Annotated in this window: 19 protein-coding genes; 6 read left to right on the forward strand and 13 right to left on the reverse strand. The window is 68.1% G+C overall.

Annotated features, from left to right (window positions below; translation table 11 throughout):
- A partial coding sequence (locus WA965_RS03115; RefSeq protein ID WP_526447049.1) for a GNAT family N-acetyltransferase, cg3035/Rv0428c family occupies window positions 1-654 on the reverse strand: 654 nt, incomplete at its 3' end.
- A gap of 3 nt (window positions 655-657) precedes the next feature.
- A complete protein-coding gene (locus tag WA965_RS03120) occupies window positions 658-1,251 on the reverse strand; it encodes a peptide deformylase (protein WP_526302746.1) in 594 nt (197 codons plus the stop codon).
- A 136-nt stretch (window positions 1,252-1,387) separates the two neighbouring features.
- On the opposite strand from WA965_RS03120, the gene napA reads away from it, so the two are divergent.
- The 5 genes from napA to WA965_RS03145 are packed head-to-tail and all read left to right on the forward strand — an operon-like array spanning window position 1,388 to window position 4,659.
- Window positions 1,388-1,696, forward strand: a complete 309-nt coding sequence (napA, locus tag WA965_RS03125; RefSeq protein ID WP_526302762.1) for a nucleoid-associated protein NapA — start codon at window positions 1,388-1,390, stop codon at window positions 1,694-1,696.
- A 52-nt stretch (window positions 1,697-1,748) separates the two neighbouring features.
- On the forward strand, window positions 1,749-2,204 hold the full coding sequence (locus tag WA965_RS03130) for a LytR C-terminal domain-containing protein (RefSeq protein ID WP_526302747.1): 456 nt from the start codon (window positions 1,749-1,751) through the stop codon (window positions 2,202-2,204).
- Window positions 2,205-2,214: 10 nt separating this feature from the next.
- Window positions 2,215-2,913, forward strand: coding sequence for a superoxide dismutase[Cu-Zn] (gene sodC / locus WA965_RS03135; protein ID WP_526302748.1), 699 nt, complete (start codon window positions 2,215-2,217; stop codon window positions 2,911-2,913).
- Window positions 2,894-4,024 (forward strand): glutamate--cysteine ligase, encoded by a 1,131-nt coding sequence (locus WA965_RS03140; protein ID WP_526302749.1) that lies wholly within the window; start codon window positions 2,894-2,896, stop codon window positions 4,022-4,024. Before sodC ends, WA965_RS03140 begins: the two co-directional genes overlap by 20 nt.
- A 2-nt stretch (window positions 4,025-4,026) precedes the next feature.
- Window positions 4,027-4,659: an LON peptidase substrate-binding domain-containing protein gene (locus WA965_RS03145; RefSeq protein WP_526302750.1), complete on the forward strand. Its 633-nt coding sequence runs from the start codon at window positions 4,027-4,029 to the stop codon at window positions 4,657-4,659.
- A 20-nt stretch (window positions 4,660-4,679) separates the two neighbouring features.
- On the opposite strand, the gene WA965_RS03150 is transcribed toward WA965_RS03145, so the two are convergent.
- The 8 genes from WA965_RS03150 to WA965_RS03185 form a co-directional block, all read right to left on the reverse strand.
- Entirely contained in the window at window positions 4,680-5,462 is a 783-nt protein-coding gene (locus WA965_RS03150) for an SAM-dependent methyltransferase (protein WP_526447051.1), read from the reverse strand.
- Window positions 5,410-5,778, reverse strand: a complete 369-nt coding sequence (gene mnhG / locus WA965_RS03155; RefSeq protein ID WP_526302752.1) for a monovalent cation/H(+) antiporter subunit G — start codon at window positions 5,776-5,778, stop codon at window positions 5,410-5,412. The genes WA965_RS03150 and mnhG overlap by 53 nt, the downstream gene beginning before the upstream one ends.
- On the reverse strand, window positions 5,775-6,062 hold the full coding sequence (locus WA965_RS03160) for a monovalent cation/H+ antiporter complex subunit F (RefSeq protein ID WP_526302753.1): 288 nt from the start codon (window positions 6,060-6,062) through the stop codon (window positions 5,775-5,777). Before WA965_RS03160 ends, mnhG begins: the two co-directional genes overlap by 4 nt.
- A complete protein-coding gene (locus tag WA965_RS03165) occupies window positions 6,059-6,592 on the reverse strand; it encodes a Na+/H+ antiporter subunit E (protein ID WP_526302763.1) in 534 nt (177 codons plus the stop codon). The genes WA965_RS03160 and WA965_RS03165 overlap by 4 nt, the downstream gene beginning before the upstream one ends.
- A gap of 26 nt (window positions 6,593-6,618) precedes the next feature.
- Window positions 6,619-8,250, reverse strand: a complete 1,632-nt coding sequence (locus WA965_RS03170; RefSeq protein WP_526302754.1) for a Na+/H+ antiporter subunit D — start codon at window positions 8,248-8,250, stop codon at window positions 6,619-6,621.
- Window positions 8,247-8,714, reverse strand: a complete 468-nt coding sequence (locus WA965_RS03175) for a Na(+)/H(+) antiporter subunit C (RefSeq protein ID WP_526302755.1) — start codon at window positions 8,712-8,714, stop codon at window positions 8,247-8,249. Before WA965_RS03175 ends, WA965_RS03170 begins: the two co-directional genes overlap by 4 nt.
- Window positions 8,711-11,608, reverse strand: a complete 2,898-nt coding sequence (locus WA965_RS03180) for a Na+/H+ antiporter subunit A (RefSeq protein ID WP_526302756.1) — start codon at window positions 11,606-11,608, stop codon at window positions 8,711-8,713. The genes WA965_RS03175 and WA965_RS03180 overlap by 4 nt, the downstream gene beginning before the upstream one ends.
- Before the next feature lie 132 nt (window positions 11,609-11,740).
- Window positions 11,741-12,439 carry a potassium channel family protein gene (locus WA965_RS03185; RefSeq protein ID WP_526302757.1) on the reverse strand — a complete coding sequence of 233 codons (699 nt, stop codon included), beginning with the start codon at window positions 12,437-12,439 and terminating at the stop codon, window positions 11,741-11,743.
- An 88-nt stretch (window positions 12,440-12,527) separates the two neighbouring features.
- Between WA965_RS03185 and WA965_RS03190 the strand changes: the two genes are divergently transcribed.
- Window positions 12,528-14,024, forward strand: a complete 1,497-nt coding sequence (locus WA965_RS03190; RefSeq protein ID WP_526302758.1) for a potassium/proton antiporter — start codon at window positions 12,528-12,530, stop codon at window positions 14,022-14,024.
- Between the two features lie 76 nt (window positions 14,025-14,100).
- Here the strand turns inward: WA965_RS03190 and WA965_RS03195 are convergent, their stop codons facing one another.
- From WA965_RS03195 to WA965_RS03205, 3 genes are all read right to left on the reverse strand, one after another.
- On the reverse strand, window positions 14,101-16,329 hold the full coding sequence (locus WA965_RS03195) for an AAA family ATPase (RefSeq protein WP_526447053.1): 2,229 nt from the start codon (window positions 16,327-16,329) through the stop codon (window positions 14,101-14,103).
- A gap of 1 nt (window position 16,330) precedes the next feature.
- Window positions 16,331-17,194, reverse strand: coding sequence for a CDP-diacylglycerol--serine O-phosphatidyltransferase (pssA, locus tag WA965_RS03200; protein ID WP_178361319.1), 864 nt, complete (start codon window positions 17,192-17,194; stop codon window positions 16,331-16,333).
- Window positions 17,191-17,733, reverse strand: a 543-nt coding sequence (locus WA965_RS03205; protein WP_526302760.1) for a phosphatidylserine decarboxylase, incomplete at its 5' end; no start/stop codon positions are given. The genes pssA and WA965_RS03205, both read right to left, overlap by 4 nt.

Below are 17,733 nucleotides of genomic sequence, written 5' to 3' on the forward strand. Positions count from 1 at the left end.
CGTCACCGCTGCGCGCCCCACCGCCGCGCCGGCCAGTTCTCCGAAGACCACCGCGCCGTCGACGACGGCGGTGAACACCTCGTCAGGTACGTCGCGAGAGTTGACCGCCCGCCAGCGCCGGTCGGGACAGGCGCTCAGAGCCAAGTCGGGCACCGCGGCGGCCCGGCTGAGATCACCTGCCATGACCAGGGTTTCGGCCTCCACCGGCACATCGTCGGGAACCCTGAACAACCGGTCCGCCGCCGAGATCAGGGCCGGCAGCCCCCGCGAGGCGTACCAGTCCGCGGCGGCGACGAGCTCGGCGTGCGAGGTGAACCGCAGCGGCACTGCGGAGTTGGCTCGGCGGGTGCTGCCCATCCCGGCGCGCATCAGCCAGCCGTCGAGCCACTGCTGTTCGGTGCCGGGCCATCCGAGCGCGGCGGCGTGTTCGAGGTTGCGGATCTCACCGGTACGCACCGGCATCTCGGGCACCACCCGGACCGCCAGCACATCCTCGGGCACCACGTCCACGACATCGCCGTGCCTGGTTCGCACCCGCACGATCGGGGAGACCTCCACCAGATGGCCGACCACATCGGTGTGAGGGGGCGTCGATCCCGTCGGCAGGCGATACCGCAGGCTGACACGCGTGCCGGCAGCCGGCAGGTCCGTCATCGCTCAGTGGCCGAACGGATCGGGATCCTCGCCCGGCATCCACGACAACCCGGGAACGCCCCAGCCCTGGGACTTCACCGCGCGTTTGGCGCTGCGGGCATTGCGCCCGACCAGTCGGTCGAGGTACAGGAAGCCGTCCAGGTGGCCGGTCTCGTGCTGAAGCATCCGGGCGAACAGATCCGTGCCCTCCAGCGTGATCTGCGTGCCGTCCGCGTCCAGTCCCGTCACGCGGGCCCATGACGCACGCCCCGTCGGGAAGGATTCCCCCGGCACCGACAGACAGCCCTCGTCGTCGTCCTCGGGGTCGGGCATCGTCTCGGGCACCTCGGTGGTCTCCAGCACCGGGTTGACGATCACGCCGCGCCGGCGGGTCGTCTTGCCGCGGGCGTCGGCGCAGTCGTAGACGAAGACCCGCTTGGCCACCCCGATCTGGTTGGCGGCGAGCCCGACCCCGTTCGCGGCGTCCATCGTGTCGAACAGATCCTGGATCAGATCCGACAGATCGGCGGGCAGGGAGCCGTCGTCGCCGACGGGCACCGGTTCGGTCGCGGTGTGCAGGACGGGATCTCCCACGATGCGGATGGGTACAACGGCCATGCACGAGAGCTTAAGGGGCGAGCTTGGTGAGCCGACTCGCGGCGATTGGTGACCCCCGCGGTGACCAAGCCGTGATTGAATACGTGCCGAACCACAGCGATGTCATTTTCGAGTGTCGGAAGGGTCCCAAAGCGATATGGACGGCGCCATCGCGCGGACTGAGCATTCCGGGGACGATTCTGCCCCCGCCGACGGATTGACCCGCCGCGAGCACGACATCCTGGCCTTCGAACGGCAGTGGTGGAAGTACGCAGGGTCCAAGGAAGACGCCATCAAGGAGCTGTTCTCGATGTCGGCGACACGGTACTACCAGGTGCTCAACGCGCTGGTCGACCGTCCCGAAGCGTTGGCGGCAGACCCGATGCTGGTGAAGCGACTGCGACGGTTGCGCGCGAGTCGGCAGAAGGCCAGAGCGGCCCGCCGCCTCGGTTTTGATGTCACCTGAGGTGAGCCGAGCTTTTCCTCCTCCGCTCGACCTGCCGATACAGTAGGCGCCAATGAATCAGCGAGAGTCCTCGGGCTTGCCCCTCCGCGCCATGGTGATGGTGCTGTTGTTCCTCGGCGTGGTGTTCCTGCTGGTCGCCCTCCAGGCGATGGGCGGCGGCTCCGACGACGCTGATTCGTCCATCGCCACGACGACCACCACGACGACCACGACGACGGAACCGCCCGCCGAACCGGCGCGGGCCGACGTGCGGGTGTTCAACATCTCCGAGACCCCCGGCGCCGCGGAGGCCACCGCCGACCGGCTCAGGGAAGACGGCTGGAACGTCACCGAGACCGGAAATCTGACGCTGCCCGAGACGACCGTCACCACGGTGTACTTCAGCGACGAGCCTGGCGAGCAGCAGGCCGCCGAGGATGTCGGTCGATTGCTCGAGGCTCCGGTGGCTCCCCGTGTCCCGGAACTCATTGAGCAACCGCCGGGCGTGGTCGTGGCGGTCACCGGTTAGGCTCTTGGGCATGCTCAGGACCGTTGCCGTCGCCACCTTCCTCGCAGTGCCCGCGCTCGCGTTGACCGCCTGCAGTCCCAACGAACCCGTCGCCACATCGCCGGGCACGACGCCGTCGATCTGGACCGGTTCGCCATCGCCGTCGGCCTCACCGGGTGAAGAGGGTGCCGGGGCGACGGAAGAGTCCGGCGGGCAGATCCTGACCGCGGACCTGAACCTCGCCGACGGCACCACGGTCGCCAACGCCGAGATCGCGTTCGCAGACGGCTACGCCACCGTCACGGTTCAGACGACGGTCGCCGGCGAACTCACCCCCGGTTTCCACGGTCTGCACATCCACTCGGTCGGCCGGTGTGAGGCCGACTCCGTCGCACCGACCGGTGGCGCGCCGGCGGACTTCGCCTCCGCCGGTGGGCACTTCCAGGTGACGGGCAACAGCGGACATCCCGCCAGTGGCGACCTGACCTCGCTGCAGGTGCGCGAAGACGGTTCGGCCATGCTGGTGACCACCACCGATGCGTTCACCTACGAGGATCTGCTCGACGGTGCAGGCACCTCGATCATGATCCACGAGAACGCCGACAACTTCGCCAACATCCCGCCGGAGCGTTACCAGCAGGTCAACGGCGATCCGCCGCCGGATCAGACCACCCTGGCGACCGGCGACGCCGGAGCGCGGGTGGCCTGTGGTGTCATCACCTCGGGCTGACAGCCGGATCGATTTTGTCGGGTCGGCCCGGCCGACCCTCGGGGTCGAATGGGAGTTCGCGCTCGTCGACGCCGAGACCCGTGAGCTGAGCAACGAAGCGGCGTCGGTGATCGCCGAACTCGGCGAGAACCCGCACGTGCACAAGGAGTTGCTGCGCAACACCGTCGAGATCGTCACCGGAATCTGCGACAACACCGGGCAGGCGATGGACGACCTGCAGTCGACCCTGCGGCCCGTCCGGCAGATCGTGCGCGATCGTGGCATGGAGTTGTTCTGTGCGGGCACACACCCGTTCGCGGAATGGTCGACGCAGAAGTTCACCGACGCCCCGCGCTACGCCGAGTTGATCAAGCGCACCCAATGGTGGGGCAGGCAGATGCTGATCTGGGGAGTGCATGTGCACGTGGGGGTTTCCTCCGCGCGCAAGGTGATGCCGATCATCACTTCGCTGCTCAACCAGTATCCGCACCTGCTGGCGCTGTCGGCGTCCTCCCCGTTCTGGGACGGCGAGGACACCGGCTACGCCAGCAACCGCGCCATGATGTTCCAGCAGTTGCCCACCGCCGGCCTGCCGTTCCACTTCCAGGAGTGGCGCGAGTTCGAAGGTTTCGTCGCGGATCAGAAGAAGACCGGCATCATCGACCACATGAACGAGATACGTTGGGACATCAGGCCTTCACCGCATCTCGGCACAGTGGAGGTCAGGATCTTCGACGGGGTGTCCAACCTGCGTGAGCTTTCGGCTCTGGTCGCGCTGACGCACTGTCTGATCGTCGACCTGGACCGCCGGCTGGACGCCGGGGAGGCGCTGCCGGTGATGCCGCCGTGGCATGTACAGGAGAACAAGTGGCGGGCGGCCCGATACGGGTTGGACGCCATCATCATCCTCGACGCGGACAGCAACGAACGACTCGTCACCGAGGATCTCGACGATCTTCTGGAACGCCTTACGCCGGTGGCGAAGTCGCTCTCGTGTGTCGACGAGCTCGCCCGGGTCGGAGACATCTGCCGCGCGGGTGCGTCGTATCAGCGGCAACGCAGGGTGGCCGAGGAGCATGACGGGGACCTGCGAGCCGTCGTCGATGCGTTGATCGCCGAGTTGGTGATCTAGCCGTGCCGACGTTGCCGATCTTCCCGCTCGAGGTGGCGATGCTGCCCGGCGAAGGGCTGCCGCTGCGGATCTTCGAGCCGAGGTATTCGGCGCTGGTGCAGACCTGTCTGGCTGCCGACGACCCGACCTTCGGGGTGGTGCTCATCGCGGCCGGTCGCGAGGTCGGTGGCGGGGACAGTCGAAGCGACGTCGGCGTGCTGGCGCACATCACCGAATGCGTGGACATGGGTGCCGGCCGCTACCGGCTCACCTGCGACATCGGGGAGCGGTTCCGGGTGCTGGAATGGCAGCCGGACAATCCCTATCCGCAGGCGGCGGTCGAGTTGTGGCCGGACCAACCGGGTGCCGCGGTCACTGCGGATGCGATCCGCGAGATCGAAGACCGGATGGTGACGCTCTTCGAGCGCATCGCCGAGGCGCGGGGCGCGCAGGTGAACGCCCGCGACATCGTGCTGGGCGCCGACGAATCCGGCGATGCCGCACTATGGTTGTACGCCTTGGCTTCTCGGCTGCCGATCGGTCAGGCCGACCGGTACGCCATGCTGGCGGCACCGACGGTCGCTGAGCGGGTGGCCGCCCTGTCCGAAGCCGTCGACACCGTCATCGCCATGGTGGAGTTCCAGCTGTCTGAGTGAGCGGCCCGGCGTGACCTCTGCTAGAGCAGCCGGCCTTCGATGCATCCGCCGAACGCCACGAGCGCGTCGTCGTCGGTCGGCGAGTCGCGGTGATAACGATGCATGAGGTTGTCCGCGCTGAAGGAACTGATCTCCCAGCCCCGCGTGCACAGCAGGCAGTTGATGGCCTCGACCGCCGCCCCGGACGCGTCCATGGAAATCCTGCTGCCGCGCGCGCTGTGACGGGTGATCTGGTCGAGAAGCCGGTCGCGGGCATCGTCCGACAACAACGCGAGCACCCCTTCGGCAGACCACGCCGTGGGCTCGTCGTGATCGAATCCGGCGTCGCGAAGCGGCACCGACCAGTCGGCACCGGGGTCGACCGGCACGGGAACATATTTGACCGCGGTCACGGCCCCGGCAGCCCGGAGCGTCGCGTTCTTGTACGCCAACACATCCGGTCGGTCGATCTCGTAGACGACGGTGTCGGTCAGCCAGGGCAGCCGCCACGGCCGGGACTCCAATCCGGCCGCCAGGATGACCACCTGGCTGATACCGGACGCTCCCGCGGCAACGAAGAACTCGTCGTACCACTTGGTGCGGGTGCTCAGTTGAGCGGACAGGGCAGGACCGGGGAGCCCGTCCAGCGTCGCGGTGCCCAGTCCGTCCAGCAGCGCCTGCACGTACCGATCGGTGAACAGCGGTTGACCCGAAGCGGATTCCTTCGCGCGCACGTGGGCGCCGACCACGTCGTTGCGGCAGGCAGACGCGTCACTGGCGAGGGGGTTCATCGCCGCCGGGTTCCCCGTCGGCGACAAATTCATGCATTTCATCCCTGCTCAACAGCTCATCGCCGAGGTCTTGCTCCCGGTAGGCGAGCTGGCCGACGCGGTTGGCGATCACCGGGGCGGTGATCAGCGTGAACAAGCCGGTCAGGATCAACATCCCGACGTCGGGATTTCCGCGCAGCCGGATCGCCGCGCCCGCCAGCACCAGCAGCAGGCCGAGCACCTGCGGCTTGGTGGCGGCGTGCATTCGCGACAGGGTGTCGGGGAACCGCAGGACGCCGATCGCCGCGGTCAGCGCCAATGCCGATCCGCTGAGGATCAGCACGCTGGTGATGATGTCGAGCACGTTCACTGCCCGGAGCCTCTGTCGGTCTTCTTCGCGAGGTCCGGCACGCGGAACCTCGCCACGGTGACCGAACCGACGAAGGTGATCAACGCCAGGGCGGTAAGGCTGTAGGTGACGGTGGTGTCGAGGCTGAAGGCCGCCCACGTGCCGATGGCGCACATCGTCACCGCGACGAGTGCGTCGAGGGCGACCAGTCGGTCCAACGTGGTAGGACCGAGCAGCATCCGGAACATCGTGGCGACGGCCGCGGCTGCCAGCATCGCTCCGGCGATCACCCATACAGTGCTCATGTGCTGGCCTCCTTGTCGGCCGACGGCTGCCATTCGGCGTCGCGCTCGAATGTCGCAACCAGAAGCTTCTGCAGATGGTCGACCTGCCGGTGGAAGCGCTGCACCTCACGATCCGACCCGACGTCGAGCACGTGGACATAGATCATCCGGCGTTCCTGGTCGATCTCGAGGACGATGTTGCCGGGGGTGAGGTTCAGGATATTGACCGCGAGTGCGAGCACCAGATCCGACTTGATCGCCAGGTGGGCCCGCAGCACCGCTGACAGTGGCACTGTCGGCTTGAGGGCGAGCACGGCCACCTGGAACGACGACACCAACAGCAGGTAGGCCACCGTGACGGTCAACCGCACCAGCGAGAACAGGTGGAGCCTGCCCTCGACCGGAACAGGTGGCAACGGCAGCAACAGCGTGATGACCAACGCGACCGCCAGCCCCGACAGGATGTTCGCCGCGGACATGTTGCCCCACAGCAGAACCCAGACCAGGATGAGCCAACACAGCATCCAAACCCGCAGCGCGTAGGTCCGCATGTGCCCTCTGCTCTTCGCGCGCGGGCTCATCGCCGGGGCTCCCCGAGTACGGCGGTGATGTACTGGCCTCGGTCGAGGACTTCGGTGCCGGCGCGCTCGCTGTAGGCGAAGATCGGACCGGCCAGCACGGTGAGGGTGATCCCGACCGCAATCAGTGCACCTGTGGGCGCCAGCATGCCGACGGGCATCCGGCCCACGTCGTCGCGATCGGCCAGTTGGATGTCCATGGTGTCGTCGGTGTTGTCCACCAGTGCTGTGGGTGCCGACGCCGACAGATGTCCTTCTGGCGCGTCTTCGCGCGATCGCCAGAACGCCTTGGTCCACACCCGGGTCACCACGTAGAGCGTCAGCAGGCTGGTGATGACGCTGCCGGCCACCAGGGTCCATGCCAGCGACGAGCCGACCTGGGCGCCTGCCTGCAAGAGCGCCACCTTCCCGATGAACCCCGAGAACGGTGGGATCCCGCCGAGGTTGAGCGCGGGCACCACGAAGACGAAGGCCAGCAGCGGGCTTGCTGCGGCGAGCCCACCCAGTCGCTCCAAGGTCGACGCGCCGGCCTGGCGCTCGATGAGCCCGACCACCAGGAACAGCGTCGTCTGCACCAGGATGTGGTGCGCGACGTAATAGATCGCCCCCGACATCCCGAGTTCGGTGGACAGCGAAATGCCGAAGATCATGTAGCCGATGTGGCTGACCAGGGTGAAGGACAGCAGGCGCTTGATGTCGCTCTGCGCGATCGCGCCGAGGATGCCGATCACCATCGTCAGCAGTCCCGCGACCAGTAGGACGTTGTCCATCTGGCCGCCGGGGAACAGCAGCGAATGTGCGCGGATGATGGCGTAGATACCGACTTTGGTGAGCAGGCCGGCGAACACCGCGGTGACGGGCGCCGGCGCGGTGGGGTAGGAGTCCGGCAGCCATGCCGACAGCGGGAACACCGCAGCCTTGATGCCGAACGCCACCAGTAGCACCGCGAACAACGCGGTGCGGGTGCCGTCCGAGACGTCGTCGAGACGGACGGAGAGCTCGGCCAGGTTCAGCGTGCCGGTGGCGGCGTACACAAGGGCGATGCCCGTCAGGAAGATCAGCGACGAGACCATCGACACCATCACGTAGGTGATGCCCGCCCGTACCCGCTCCTTGCTGCCACCGATGGTCAGCAACACGAAGCTGGCGGAGAGCAACACCTCGAACCCGACGAACAGGTTGAACAGATCGCCGGCCAGGAAGGCCATGCACACACCGGCCGACAGCACCAGGTAGGTCGGTAGGAAGATCGACACCGGTTGACGGTCGTCACCGTCGCGGATGCCCTGCCCGATCGCGTAGACGACCACCGCGAGCAGCACGATCGACGACACCAACAGCATCATGGCCGACAGCCGATCGACCACCAACGTGATGCCCAGAGGTCCCATGCCGGGTTCGGTGACGCCCCATCCGCCCACCTGCAGCGCGATGGTCCCGTCGCGGTCGGCGAGGTACACCATCGCGGCCGACACGGCGAGCACCACCGACAGCGCGAGCACGGTGATGGCCCGCTGCAGACGCGGTTTGCGGCCGGCGAACAGCGTCATCGCTGCGGCGAGCAATGGGACGAGAACCGGCAAAGGGGTCAGCACCAGGGCCAGGTCGCCATCCGGCATCAGCGAGTTCATCGCGACCCCTCGAAACCGGGGAGCGCGTCGAGTTCGTCGGGCAGGTCGGTGTCACGTGCCTTGTCCGGAACCCGACGTTCGGTGACGTCGTCGGATTCCGTGCCGGTCATCTGGGACACCCGGGCGTCCTCGGGGTCGTTGATGACTTCCTCGGCCGTGTTCAGTCGGTAGGAGCGGTACGTCAACGCCAACACGAACGCCGCGACGCCCATGGTGATCACGATGGCGGTCAGAATGAGGCCTTGCGCCAACGGATCTGCGGTCGTCGTCTGCCCCACACTGCTGCGGCCACGCACCGGGGGGTTGCCCGAGCGGCCGCCGGCCGAGAGGATCAGGAGATTGACGGCGTTGCTGATCAGCAACAGCCCCAACAGCATTCGGGTCAGGCTCCGTTCGAGCAGCAGGTACACCCCGGCGGTGGTGAGGCCGCCGATGATGATGAGGGGTACCAGGTAGGTGGTCATCGGGACCCCACCGCCGCCCGTTGCTGCTGGCTGATCTCCTCGTCGACGCGCGCCCCGAGGCTGCGCAACACGTCGAGCACCAGACCCACCACGATCAGGTACACCCCGAGGTCGAAGATGAGAACGGTGACGAACTTGATCGAGCCCAGCACCGGCAGGTCCACCTCGATCAGCGCCGACGACAGGGCAGGCGCCCCCATCAGCAGCGAACCCACCGCGGTACCGGTGATCAGCGCGAGGCCGGCCCCGAGGATCTTGCCCGCATCCAGCGGCAACGTCTCTCCGAGTTCGTAGCGGCCACCCGCGAGATAACGCAGGACCAGCGCCAGCCCGGCCATCAGACCGCCGGCGAAGCCGCCGCCCGGCGTGTTGTGGCCGGCGAAGAAGAAGTATGCCGAGAGCACCATCATCACCGGGAAGATGAGGCGGGTGGCAACCTCGAGCACCAGCGAGCGGTGCCGCGGGTCGCGCAATCCGCTGCCGCGCAGCCATGTGATGTCCCCGGCGGCCGGGCTGTTCTTGGCGGGCATCGCGAGCTGGCCGATGTCGGGCTGACCCGCGTCGGCGACCCGTGGTGCGGCGCCGAAGCGTCGGCTGCGGAACACCAGTGATGCCACGCCCGTCGCGGCCACCAGCAACACGGCCACTTCACCCATGGTGTCCCAGGCGCGGATGTCGACGAGCAGCACGTTGACGGTGTTGAAGCCGTGACCGCGCACGTATGCGGCTTCCGGCAACAGGTCCGCGATCGGTCTGGTGGACCGGGCTGCCATGGCGAACGCGGCCAGGGTGGTGACCGTCGCCCCTACCGCAAGCGCCAGCGCGGCGCGCGGAATCCGGCGCCGCTTGATGTCGGCGGCACCTGTCTCGGCGGGCAGGATACGCAGCACGAGAACGAACATGACCAGGGTCAGCGTCTCGACCAGGAACTGGGTCAGGGCCAGATCAGGGGCACCGTGGAACGCGAAGATCGCACCGCAGCCGTAGCCGGTCACGCCGACCAGCAGCACCGCCGCCAGGCGATTGCGCATCACCGTCGCGCCTACTGCGGCGGCGAGCATCAGCAGTCCGACCACGATCTGCGCCGGGGAATCCCAGAGTTCCAGTTCCGGTCGGTCGCGGGCGCCCAGAACCAGCACCGTGATCGGCACCACCACCAGGGTGGCCAGGATGACCGACTGCGTCGCGGGGATGGAGCCCCGCTGCGTGACGGCGGTCAGCCGTACGGACGCGATGTCGGCGCCTCGCAGGACCGCGTCGTAGATGCGGTCGGCGTTGGACAGGGGGAGGAAGCCGACCCGGGTGCGGCGGAGCCGGCCCCGACCCAAGTACACCGCGACGCCCGCCCCGAGCACCACGGCCGAGAGCAGCAGCGGCAGATTGAAGCCGTGCCACAGCGCGAGGTGGTAGTCGGCGTCGTAGCCGGCGGGGTCGGGCACCGTGGTGGTGTAGTCGGCCAGGATGTTGTCCAGCGCCTTCGGCCAGAGACCGAACAGCAGACCGGCGAACGCCAGGATCCCCGGCGGGATCATGAACGCGGTTTCCGGGCGGTGCATCTCGGCCACCCGAACGCTGGGCTGCGGCAAGCCTTTCCGGCCGAATGCGCCGAACAGGAATCGCAGGCTGTACACCGTGGTGAGCACCGAGCCGACCACGATTCCGGCGAGCACGAACGGCGCGGCGGCACCCAGCGTCGGGCTGTGCAGCACTGTCTCCAGGTCGGCTTCCTTGGCGATGAAACCGAAGAACGGTGGCAGCGCGGCCATGCTGGCGGTGGCGCCCGCCGCGATGATCAGCAGCGGCTTGCTGCGGTCGCCCAGCCAGGCGAGCCTGCGGATGTCGCGCGTTCCGGTGGCGTGGTCGATCACCCCGACGACCATGAACAGCGACGCTTTGAACATGGCGTGCGCGAACAGCATTGCCAGACCGGCCAGCATCATCTCGCTGCCACCGGAACCGACCATGACCGTGATCAGACCGAGTTGGCTGACGGTGCCGAATGCCAGGATCAGCTTCAGGTCGTACTCACGGATTGCTCGCCAGCCCGCCAGGAGCATCGTCAGCAGACCCAGTGTGACCACCGTCGGCCGCCACTCGGGGGAGTCGGCGAACCCCGGCGTCATCCGCGCGATCAAGTAGACGCCCGCCTTCACCATCGCCGCCGCGTGCAGATAGGCGCTCACCGGTGTCGGGGCCGCCATCGCGCCCGGCAGCCAGAAGTGCATCGGCACGATCGCCGACTTCGACAGTGCGCCGATCAGGATCAGCACCACCGCGACCGAGGCGGCCAGGCCGGTCGGTGGGTCGGCGATGAGCTCGGACAGCAGGTAGGTCCCGGTGATGTTGCCGAGCACGATGATGCCGACCAGCATCGCCAGCCCGCCGAAGGTGGTCACCAGCAGTGCCTGCGTCGCCGCGCGACGGCTGGTCGCACGCTCGGCGTAATGCCCCACCAGCAGGAAGGACAGGACGGTGGTGATCTCCCAGAACACGTAGAGCACCAGCATGTTGTCGCTGGTGACCAGGCCGAACATCGCGCCGGAGAACGCGACCATTTCGGCGGCGAAACTGGGCAGCCGCTTCTCGGGCTTGCCGTCGTGGTGCCTGAAGTAGCCGGCGCAGTAGAACAGCACCAGCGCGCCGACGCCGAGCACCAGCAGGCTCATGATCGCCGCGAGCGCATCGAAGCGCAGCGTGATGTCCATCGAGAGCTCGGGAACCCACGGCACGGTGACGCTCTGTGCCGAGCCGCGACCGGGCCAGTTCAGCCCCACCCAGACCAGTGAACCGAGCGGCACCAGGGCCAACGGATAGAACGCCGCCCGTCCCCAGCGGTACACCAGCAGCGGTGCCAACAACGTGGCGACTGCGTGGGCAGCGAGGATGGCGAGCATGGCTCCGTCTCGTCATGGTTCGGCGATGAGCCGTCGGGCAGGTGAACCACAGAGGCGACGGGCTTGACCGGCCGGGCTGACTCTGGAGTCGCCCCAGTCTACGGGGAGCTGATGTTGATGCTCGCAGCCGACTCAGAGCCGAGGCGGTGCGGTTCCCTGCGCCATCGCCCTTATCCGGTCTTCCACCGCGGCTCCGGAGATGAACAGCAGCTCGTCGCCGGCCCGGAGGACGTCGTCGGGTCCGGGAATGATCAGTCTGTTGGCCCTCTGCAGCGTGACCAGTGCGCTGTCGCCGGGCATCTCCAGGTCGCCCACCCGCTGGCCCACCAGTGCGCTGTCACCGGGCAGGGTCAGCTTGGCGACATTCGCCTGACCGTGTCCCATGCCCGGTCGGGGTCCTTTGCCGAGGTCCATCAGGCGAACCAGATGACCGACGTCGATCGCGCCCTCCACCGCGGCGACCAGCGCGGTCGGCGTGGAGACCGCCACATCGATGCCCCAGGCCTCGGTGAAAAGCCATTCGTTGCGGGAGTCGTTGATCCGCGCGACCACCCTGTCGATTCCGAATTCGGTCTTGGAGAGGAAAGCCATGGCGAGATTGGCCTTGTCGTCGCCGGTGGCCGCGATCGCGACATCACAGTTGTGCATCTCGGCCTCCTCCAGGGAGGACACCTCACACGCATCGGCCAGGAACCAGTCGGCGTCCGGCACCGTCGCGGGCGTGTAGCGGGTGAAGTCCTTCTCGATGAGTAGGACTTTGTGACCGTTGTCCACCAGTTCCCGCGCGACGGACCGGCCCACCGCGCCGGCACCGGCGATCGCGATCCGCATGACCCTCTCCTTCGCCGCGACGACCATCATCACCGGCCGTGCTGTTTTACTTGCACCGACACAACTCCCGCTCGGCAGATGAGGTTCGGTGAGCCTGCACCAGCTCTACGTGGCGCTGTTCGCCGGCGGCCTCGTGCTGTTGGCCAGCATTGCCGCGACGAGACTGGCCACTGGAGCCGGCCTGCCCAGCCTATTGCTGTTCCTCGGTGTCGGGGTGCTGGTCGGTGAGGCCGGGCTCGGCCTGGATTTCGACAACGCGCAGCTGGCTCAGGGCCTGGGAACCGCCGCGCTGGGCGTCATTCTGGTCGAAGGCGGCCTGACCACACGGTTCAGTGACATCCGCAAGGTGCTCGCTCCTGCAGGCGTGCTCGCTACGGTCGGCGTGGGGGTGAGCACGGTGGTCACCGCGACGGCGGTGCACTGGCTACTCGGGATGGATTGGCAGCTGGCACTGCTGCTCGGTGCCATCGTCTCCAGCACCGATGCCGCGGCGGTGTTCTCGGTGCTGCGAGTGGTACCCCTGCCCAGGCGGGTGGGCGGGTTGCTCGAGGCGGAGTCCGGCTTCAACGACGCGCCTGCGCTGATCCTGGTGTTGCTGTTCAGCGTCACCCCGCTGGAACTCAATCCAGGGGTGATCGCGGCAACCGTCCTGTATGAGCTGGTCATCGGCGCAGCCATCGGACTGGGCTGCGGGTTCCTCGGTGCGATGGCTCTGCGGCGAATCGCGTTGCCCGCCGCGGGTCTTTATCCCCTGGCGACCTTCGGACTCGGCATGCTCGCGTTCGCGGCCGCCGGCTCAGCACACGCCAGCGGTTTCCTCGCGGCGTACCTCGCCGGAGTGGTACTCGCCAATTCCGGCTTGCCGCATCGGTCCGCGACGCGGTCGTTCGCCGAGGGATCGGGTTGGCTGGCGCAGATCGGACTGTTCGTGATCCTCGGGTTGCTGGTATCGCCGAACGAACTACTCGACGAGGTGGTGCCTGCCGTCGTCGCCGGCCTGGTGCTGCTGCTGCTCGCCCGGCCGATCTCGGTTGTGGTGGCGCTCATCGGTTTCAGGGTGCCGTGGCGGGAACAGGCGTTCGTGTCGTGGGCCGGGCTGCGCGGGGCCGTGCCGATCGTGCTGGCGACCTACCCGATCGTCGAAGGCGTGCCCGACAGCGGCCGGCTGCTGAACATCGTGTTCCTGCTCGTGGTGGTGTTCACGCTGATCCAGGGTCCGAGCCTGCGGCGGGTCGCGGAGAAGCTCGACCTCATTCCGCGCGATACCACCCGCGAGATCCAGGTCGACGCCGCGCCCCTGGACGTGCTCGGCGCTGAACTGATGACCATGACGGTGCTGCCGGGCTCGAGGCTGCACAACGTCACGGTGCTGGAGTTGCGGCTGCCGGATCCCAGCGTCATCACGCTCATCATCCGGGCGGGCCACTCGTTCGTGCCGCAGCCCGCTACCCGTCTGGAGATCGGCGATGAACTCCTGATCGTGACCACCACCGCGACGAGGGAATCAGCCGAACGGCGACTGCGTGCGGTCAGTCGGCGAGGCAAGCTGGCGTACTGGTTCGACGAGTACGGCGAACCGGGTTAGCGCGGCCGCCGAAACTGTATTCCACGCGGCCCGACGTCGGAATTCGCTACGCAGGATGCAATCTCGGCGATGAGGCTCAGCGGGAGTCGGCGAACTTCCGCAGCGACTCGACCTGAGCGGGATCCAGCGAGGGACGCACCGATTCGCGCGCCGCGGCGACATCGGCCGCGCTGACGTCGGCAGCGTCGATCGAGCTGCGCATCGCGGTCAGCGCCGCTTCCCGCAGCAGGGCCACGCAGTCCGCGGCGCTGTAGCCGTCGAGATCCTCGGCCAGGCTGTCGAGGTCGACGGCTTCGGGACCCTCGGAGGTCAACGGCACCGATTTGCCTGCCGTGCGCAGGATCTGGGCGCGGGCCTCGGCGTCGGGAGGCTCCACGAACACCAGCCTCTCCAGCCGACCGGGCCGCAGCAGGGCCGGGTCGATCAGATCCGGGCGGTTCGTCGCGCCGACGACGACCACGTCGTTGAGCGGCTCGATGCCGTCGAGTTCGGTCAGAATTGCCGCCACCACGCGGTCGGTCACACCCGAATCGAAGCTCTGCCCGCGCCGGGGCGCCAACGCGTCGATCTCGTCGAGGAAGATCAGAGACGGCGCGGAATCGCGTGCCCGGCGGAACAATTCGCGCACCGCCTTCTCCGACGAGCCGACCCACTTGTCCATCAGTTCGGCGCCCTTGACGGCATGCACGCTGAGCCGGCCGGAGCTGGCGAGCGCACGGACCACAAACGTCTTGCCGCAGCCGGGCGGCCCGTAGAGCAGGACGCCGCGGGGAGGTTGCACGCCGAGGCGCTGGAACGTCTCGGGGTGCTGCAGCGGCCACAGCACGGCTTCGGTGAGCGCCTGCTTCGTGTCGGCCATGTCGCCGACGTCCTCGAGCGTCACCGACCCGACGGACACCTCTTCGGTGGCCGAGCGCGACAACGGCCGGATGACCCCCAGCGCACCGGTCAGGTCCTCCTGGGTCAGTGCGGGGGCCTCGCCGTTCTCGCTGGCCCGCGCCGCCGCTCGCAAGGCGGCCTCGCGGATCAGCGCCGCGAGGTCGGCGACCACAAAACCCGGTGTGCGCTCGGCTATCTCGCCGATATCGAGCTCGCCGGCGGGAACGTCGCGGAGCAACACTTCGAGCAACTGGCCGCGTACCGCGCCGTCGGGCAGGGACAGGCCGATCTCGCGGTCGCACAGATCCGGCGCGCGGAGGCGGGGATCGAGGTTGTCGGGCACGGCGGAGGTGGCGACGAACGCGACCCCGCTGGTCGAGATGGCCGAGCGCAGTTCGGTGAGGATGAGGGTGGCCACCGGGTCCGCAGGTACCGGTAGCAGGGCGTCGATGTCGGTGACCAGCAGCACGCCGCCGCCCTCGCGCACGGTCGCCACGGCAGACGAGACGTTTTTCAGCCGATCCTCGGCGTGCAGTGACCCGACCTCCGGACCGTCGAGTTCGACCAGTCGCCTGCCCTTGCACACTGTCCGCACCAGCGTGGCTTTGCCGACCCCGGCCGGACCGGACACCAGCACGCCGAGATTCGCAGTGGCTCCGAGCTTCTCGAGCAGTTGGGGTTCGTCGAGTGCGAGCTTGAGCCACTCGGTCAACCGGGTGGCCGCGGCGTGGGCGCCCTTGAGGTCGTCGAAGCTGATGGCCGGTGCGCTGGAGTTCTGGGTGACGACGTGCTGGCCGGTGCTCTCCGGAGCCGCCGGGGTGACGCCGCCTGCGAGGTCGAGCGAGCCCCAGCTGACCAGCGAATTGGGTTGCACGCTCGCGGGTCCGGAGGGATCCACCCCGGTCACGGTCAGCAGTTCGGAGGTCCAGGTGATACCGACCGCCGATGCCAGCTTGGCGCTGGCTTCCGAGGTCGACGTGCCCGGCCCGAGATCGCGGGGCAGCAGCGACACGGTGTCCCCGACGGTCATCACCTTGCCGAGCAGCGCCTGCCGCAGGGTGGCCGCGGCGATCGACTGGGTGGCAAGCCTGGAACCGCTCAACGTGACCGATCGGGCGCCGCACACACTGACCGGGGCGACGAGCACCGACGTGTCCTCCCGCAGGCCGGCGTTCGACAGCGTCACGTCGTCGAGCAGTGCGGTGCCGGTCGGGGTGCCTGCGGGAGCGACGCCGACCACCGCGGCAGTGGTGCGCGCGCCGGTCAACGAGACTGCATCCCACTCCCGGATACCCAGTGCGGCAATGACTTCCGGATGCAGTCGGACCACGCCGCGGCGGTTGTCCAGGGCGGAGGTGTTCAGCCGGGCGGTGAGTGTGAGGTGCGCTCCCGGCGAGGTGCTGCCGGTCGTCTCGAGTTCGGACATGTCAGCCTCTCGGCGGCTTGCGCAGGCCGAGTCGCATCATCGACCGTCGATGTGGCTGCGCGCGCCGGATGGCCCGCCGCGCGGCACGCTGCTGTCGTGGTTTGTCGTCCCACACCTCCGGGTGCGCGGCGAGGAACCGCCGGGTGCGGATCGCGAACGGGATGTGGATGACGTAGGCCAGGATGAGCACCAGGATCACGACGTAGCCGTAGAGAATCGAGGCGGCCACACCGATCGCCAGGAGTGCCAGCAGCGGCGCCACCATGTTGGGCGGCACCGAGAACGTGTGGATCTTGCGCATCGGCAGGGTGCTCACCACCAGCAGCGAGACGGCGATCATCCAGATCACCACGGCGGCCTCCGACGTCCACCAGCCATCGCCGAACTGCAGCTTGGCGGCCAACGGACCGATCGCCCCGATCGCACCTGCCGGGGCGGGCATGCCGACGAAGTACTTCTTCTCGTAGTCGGGTTGGTCGAGGCTGAGCATCGCGTTGAAGCGGGCCAGCCGCAGCACGATGCACACGGCGTAGAGCAGCACGACGATCCAGCCGATGCGGGAGGTGGACAGCAGCGTGGCGTAGACGATGAAAGCCGGTGCCACACCGAAGTTCACCGCGTCGGCGAGCGAGTCGAGTTCTTCGCCCATCCGGGACGTCGCCTTCAGCGCGCGGGCGAGGCGCCCGTCGAGAGCGTCGAGGATGGCGGCCACGGCCAGGAACGCCATCGCCTCGGTCGGTCGGCCGTCGAGGGCGAACTTGACCGCGCTCAGGCCCAGGCAGATCGCGGCCACCGTCAACGCGCTGGGCAGGATGCGGGCGCTCATGACCGGCCCTTTGATGCGGCGCTTGCGGGGCTTGATCATGGCAGCTCGGCGAGCACGGTCTCACCGGCGAGGGAGCGCTGCCCGACATCAACAAGAATGGTGGAACCGGCAGGCAGGTACGTGTCCAGCCGCGAGCCGTACCGGATCAGGCCGTAGGTGTCGCCGATGGCGATCTTGTCGCCGGGCGCGACGTCGCAGACGATCCGGCGGGCGAGCAGGCCCGCGATCTGCACCGCCACGACCTCGGCACCTTCCGGGGACCGGATGAGGATGCTGTTGCGCTCGTTGTCCGCGCTGGCGGCCGCCAGATCGGCGGAGACGAACAACCCGGGGCGGTGGGCGACCGCGACGACCTCACCACCGATCGGGGCCCGCTGCACGTGGGCGTCCAGCAGCGACAGGAAGATGCTGATCCGCGGCAACGGGACTGCGGGAAGGCCGAGTTCGCTCGGTGGGATCTCGTGGTCGACCACGCAGATGAGCCCGTCGGCCGGGGCGACGACAAGACCCGGGCGGGTCGGCGGCGTGCGGGGTGGGTGCCGGAAGAACGCGGCGTTGGCCGCCGCGGAGGTCAGCCC

The sequence above is a fragment of the Mycobacterium sp. genome (genome assembly GCF_049683935.1).
Classification (GTDB): domain Bacteria; phylum Actinomycetota; class Actinomycetes; order Mycobacteriales; family Mycobacteriaceae; genus Mycobacterium.

What these genes read in the sequence shown, in the direction of transcription:
- WA965_RS03120 (WP_526302746.1), bottom strand. Translation starts at nt 1,251, where the DNA reads ATGGCCGTTGTACCCATCCGCATCGTGGGAGATCCCGTCCTGCACACC.
- napA (WP_526302762.1), top strand. Translation starts at nt 1,388, where the DNA reads ATGGACGGCGCCATCGCGCGGACTGAGCATTCCGGGGACGATTCTGCC.
- WA965_RS03130 (WP_526302747.1), top strand. Translation starts at nt 1,749, where the DNA reads ATGAATCAGCGAGAGTCCTCGGGCTTGCCCCTCCGCGCCATGGTGATG.
- sodC (WP_526302748.1), top strand. Translation starts at nt 2,215, where the DNA reads ATGCTCAGGACCGTTGCCGTCGCCACCTTCCTCGCAGTGCCCGCGCTC.
- WA965_RS03150 (WP_526447051.1), bottom strand. Translation starts at nt 5,462, where the DNA reads ATGAATTTGTCGCCGACGGGGAACCCGGCGGCGATGAACCCCCTCGCC.
- WA965_RS03160 (WP_526302753.1), bottom strand. Translation starts at nt 6,062, where the DNA reads ATGAGCACTGTATGGGTGATCGCCGGAGCGATGCTGGCAGCCGCGGCC.
- WA965_RS03165 (WP_526302763.1), bottom strand. Translation starts at nt 6,592, where the DNA reads ATGCGGACCTACGCGCTGCGGGTTTGGATGCTGTGTTGGCTCATCCTG.
- WA965_RS03170 (WP_526302754.1), bottom strand. Translation starts at nt 8,250, where the DNA reads ATGAACTCGCTGATGCCGGATGGCGACCTGGCCCTGGTGCTGACCCCT.
- WA965_RS03175 (WP_526302755.1), bottom strand. Translation starts at nt 8,714, where the DNA reads ATGACCACCTACCTGGTACCCCTCATCATCATCGGCGGCCTCACCACC.
- WA965_RS03180 (WP_526302756.1), bottom strand. Translation starts at nt 11,608, where the DNA reads ATGCTCGCCATCCTCGCTGCCCACGCAGTCGCCACGTTGTTGGCACCG.
- WA965_RS03185 (WP_526302757.1), bottom strand. Translation starts at nt 12,439, where the DNA reads ATGCGGATCGCGATCGCCGGTGCCGGCGCGGTGGGCCGGTCCGTCGCG.
- WA965_RS03195 (WP_526447053.1), bottom strand. Translation starts at nt 16,329, where the DNA reads ATGTCCGAACTCGAGACGACCGGCAGCACCTCGCCGGGAGCGCACCTC.
- pssA (WP_178361319.1), bottom strand. Translation starts at nt 17,194, where the DNA reads ATGATCAAGCCCCGCAAGCGCCGCATCAAAGGGCCGGTCATGAGCGCC.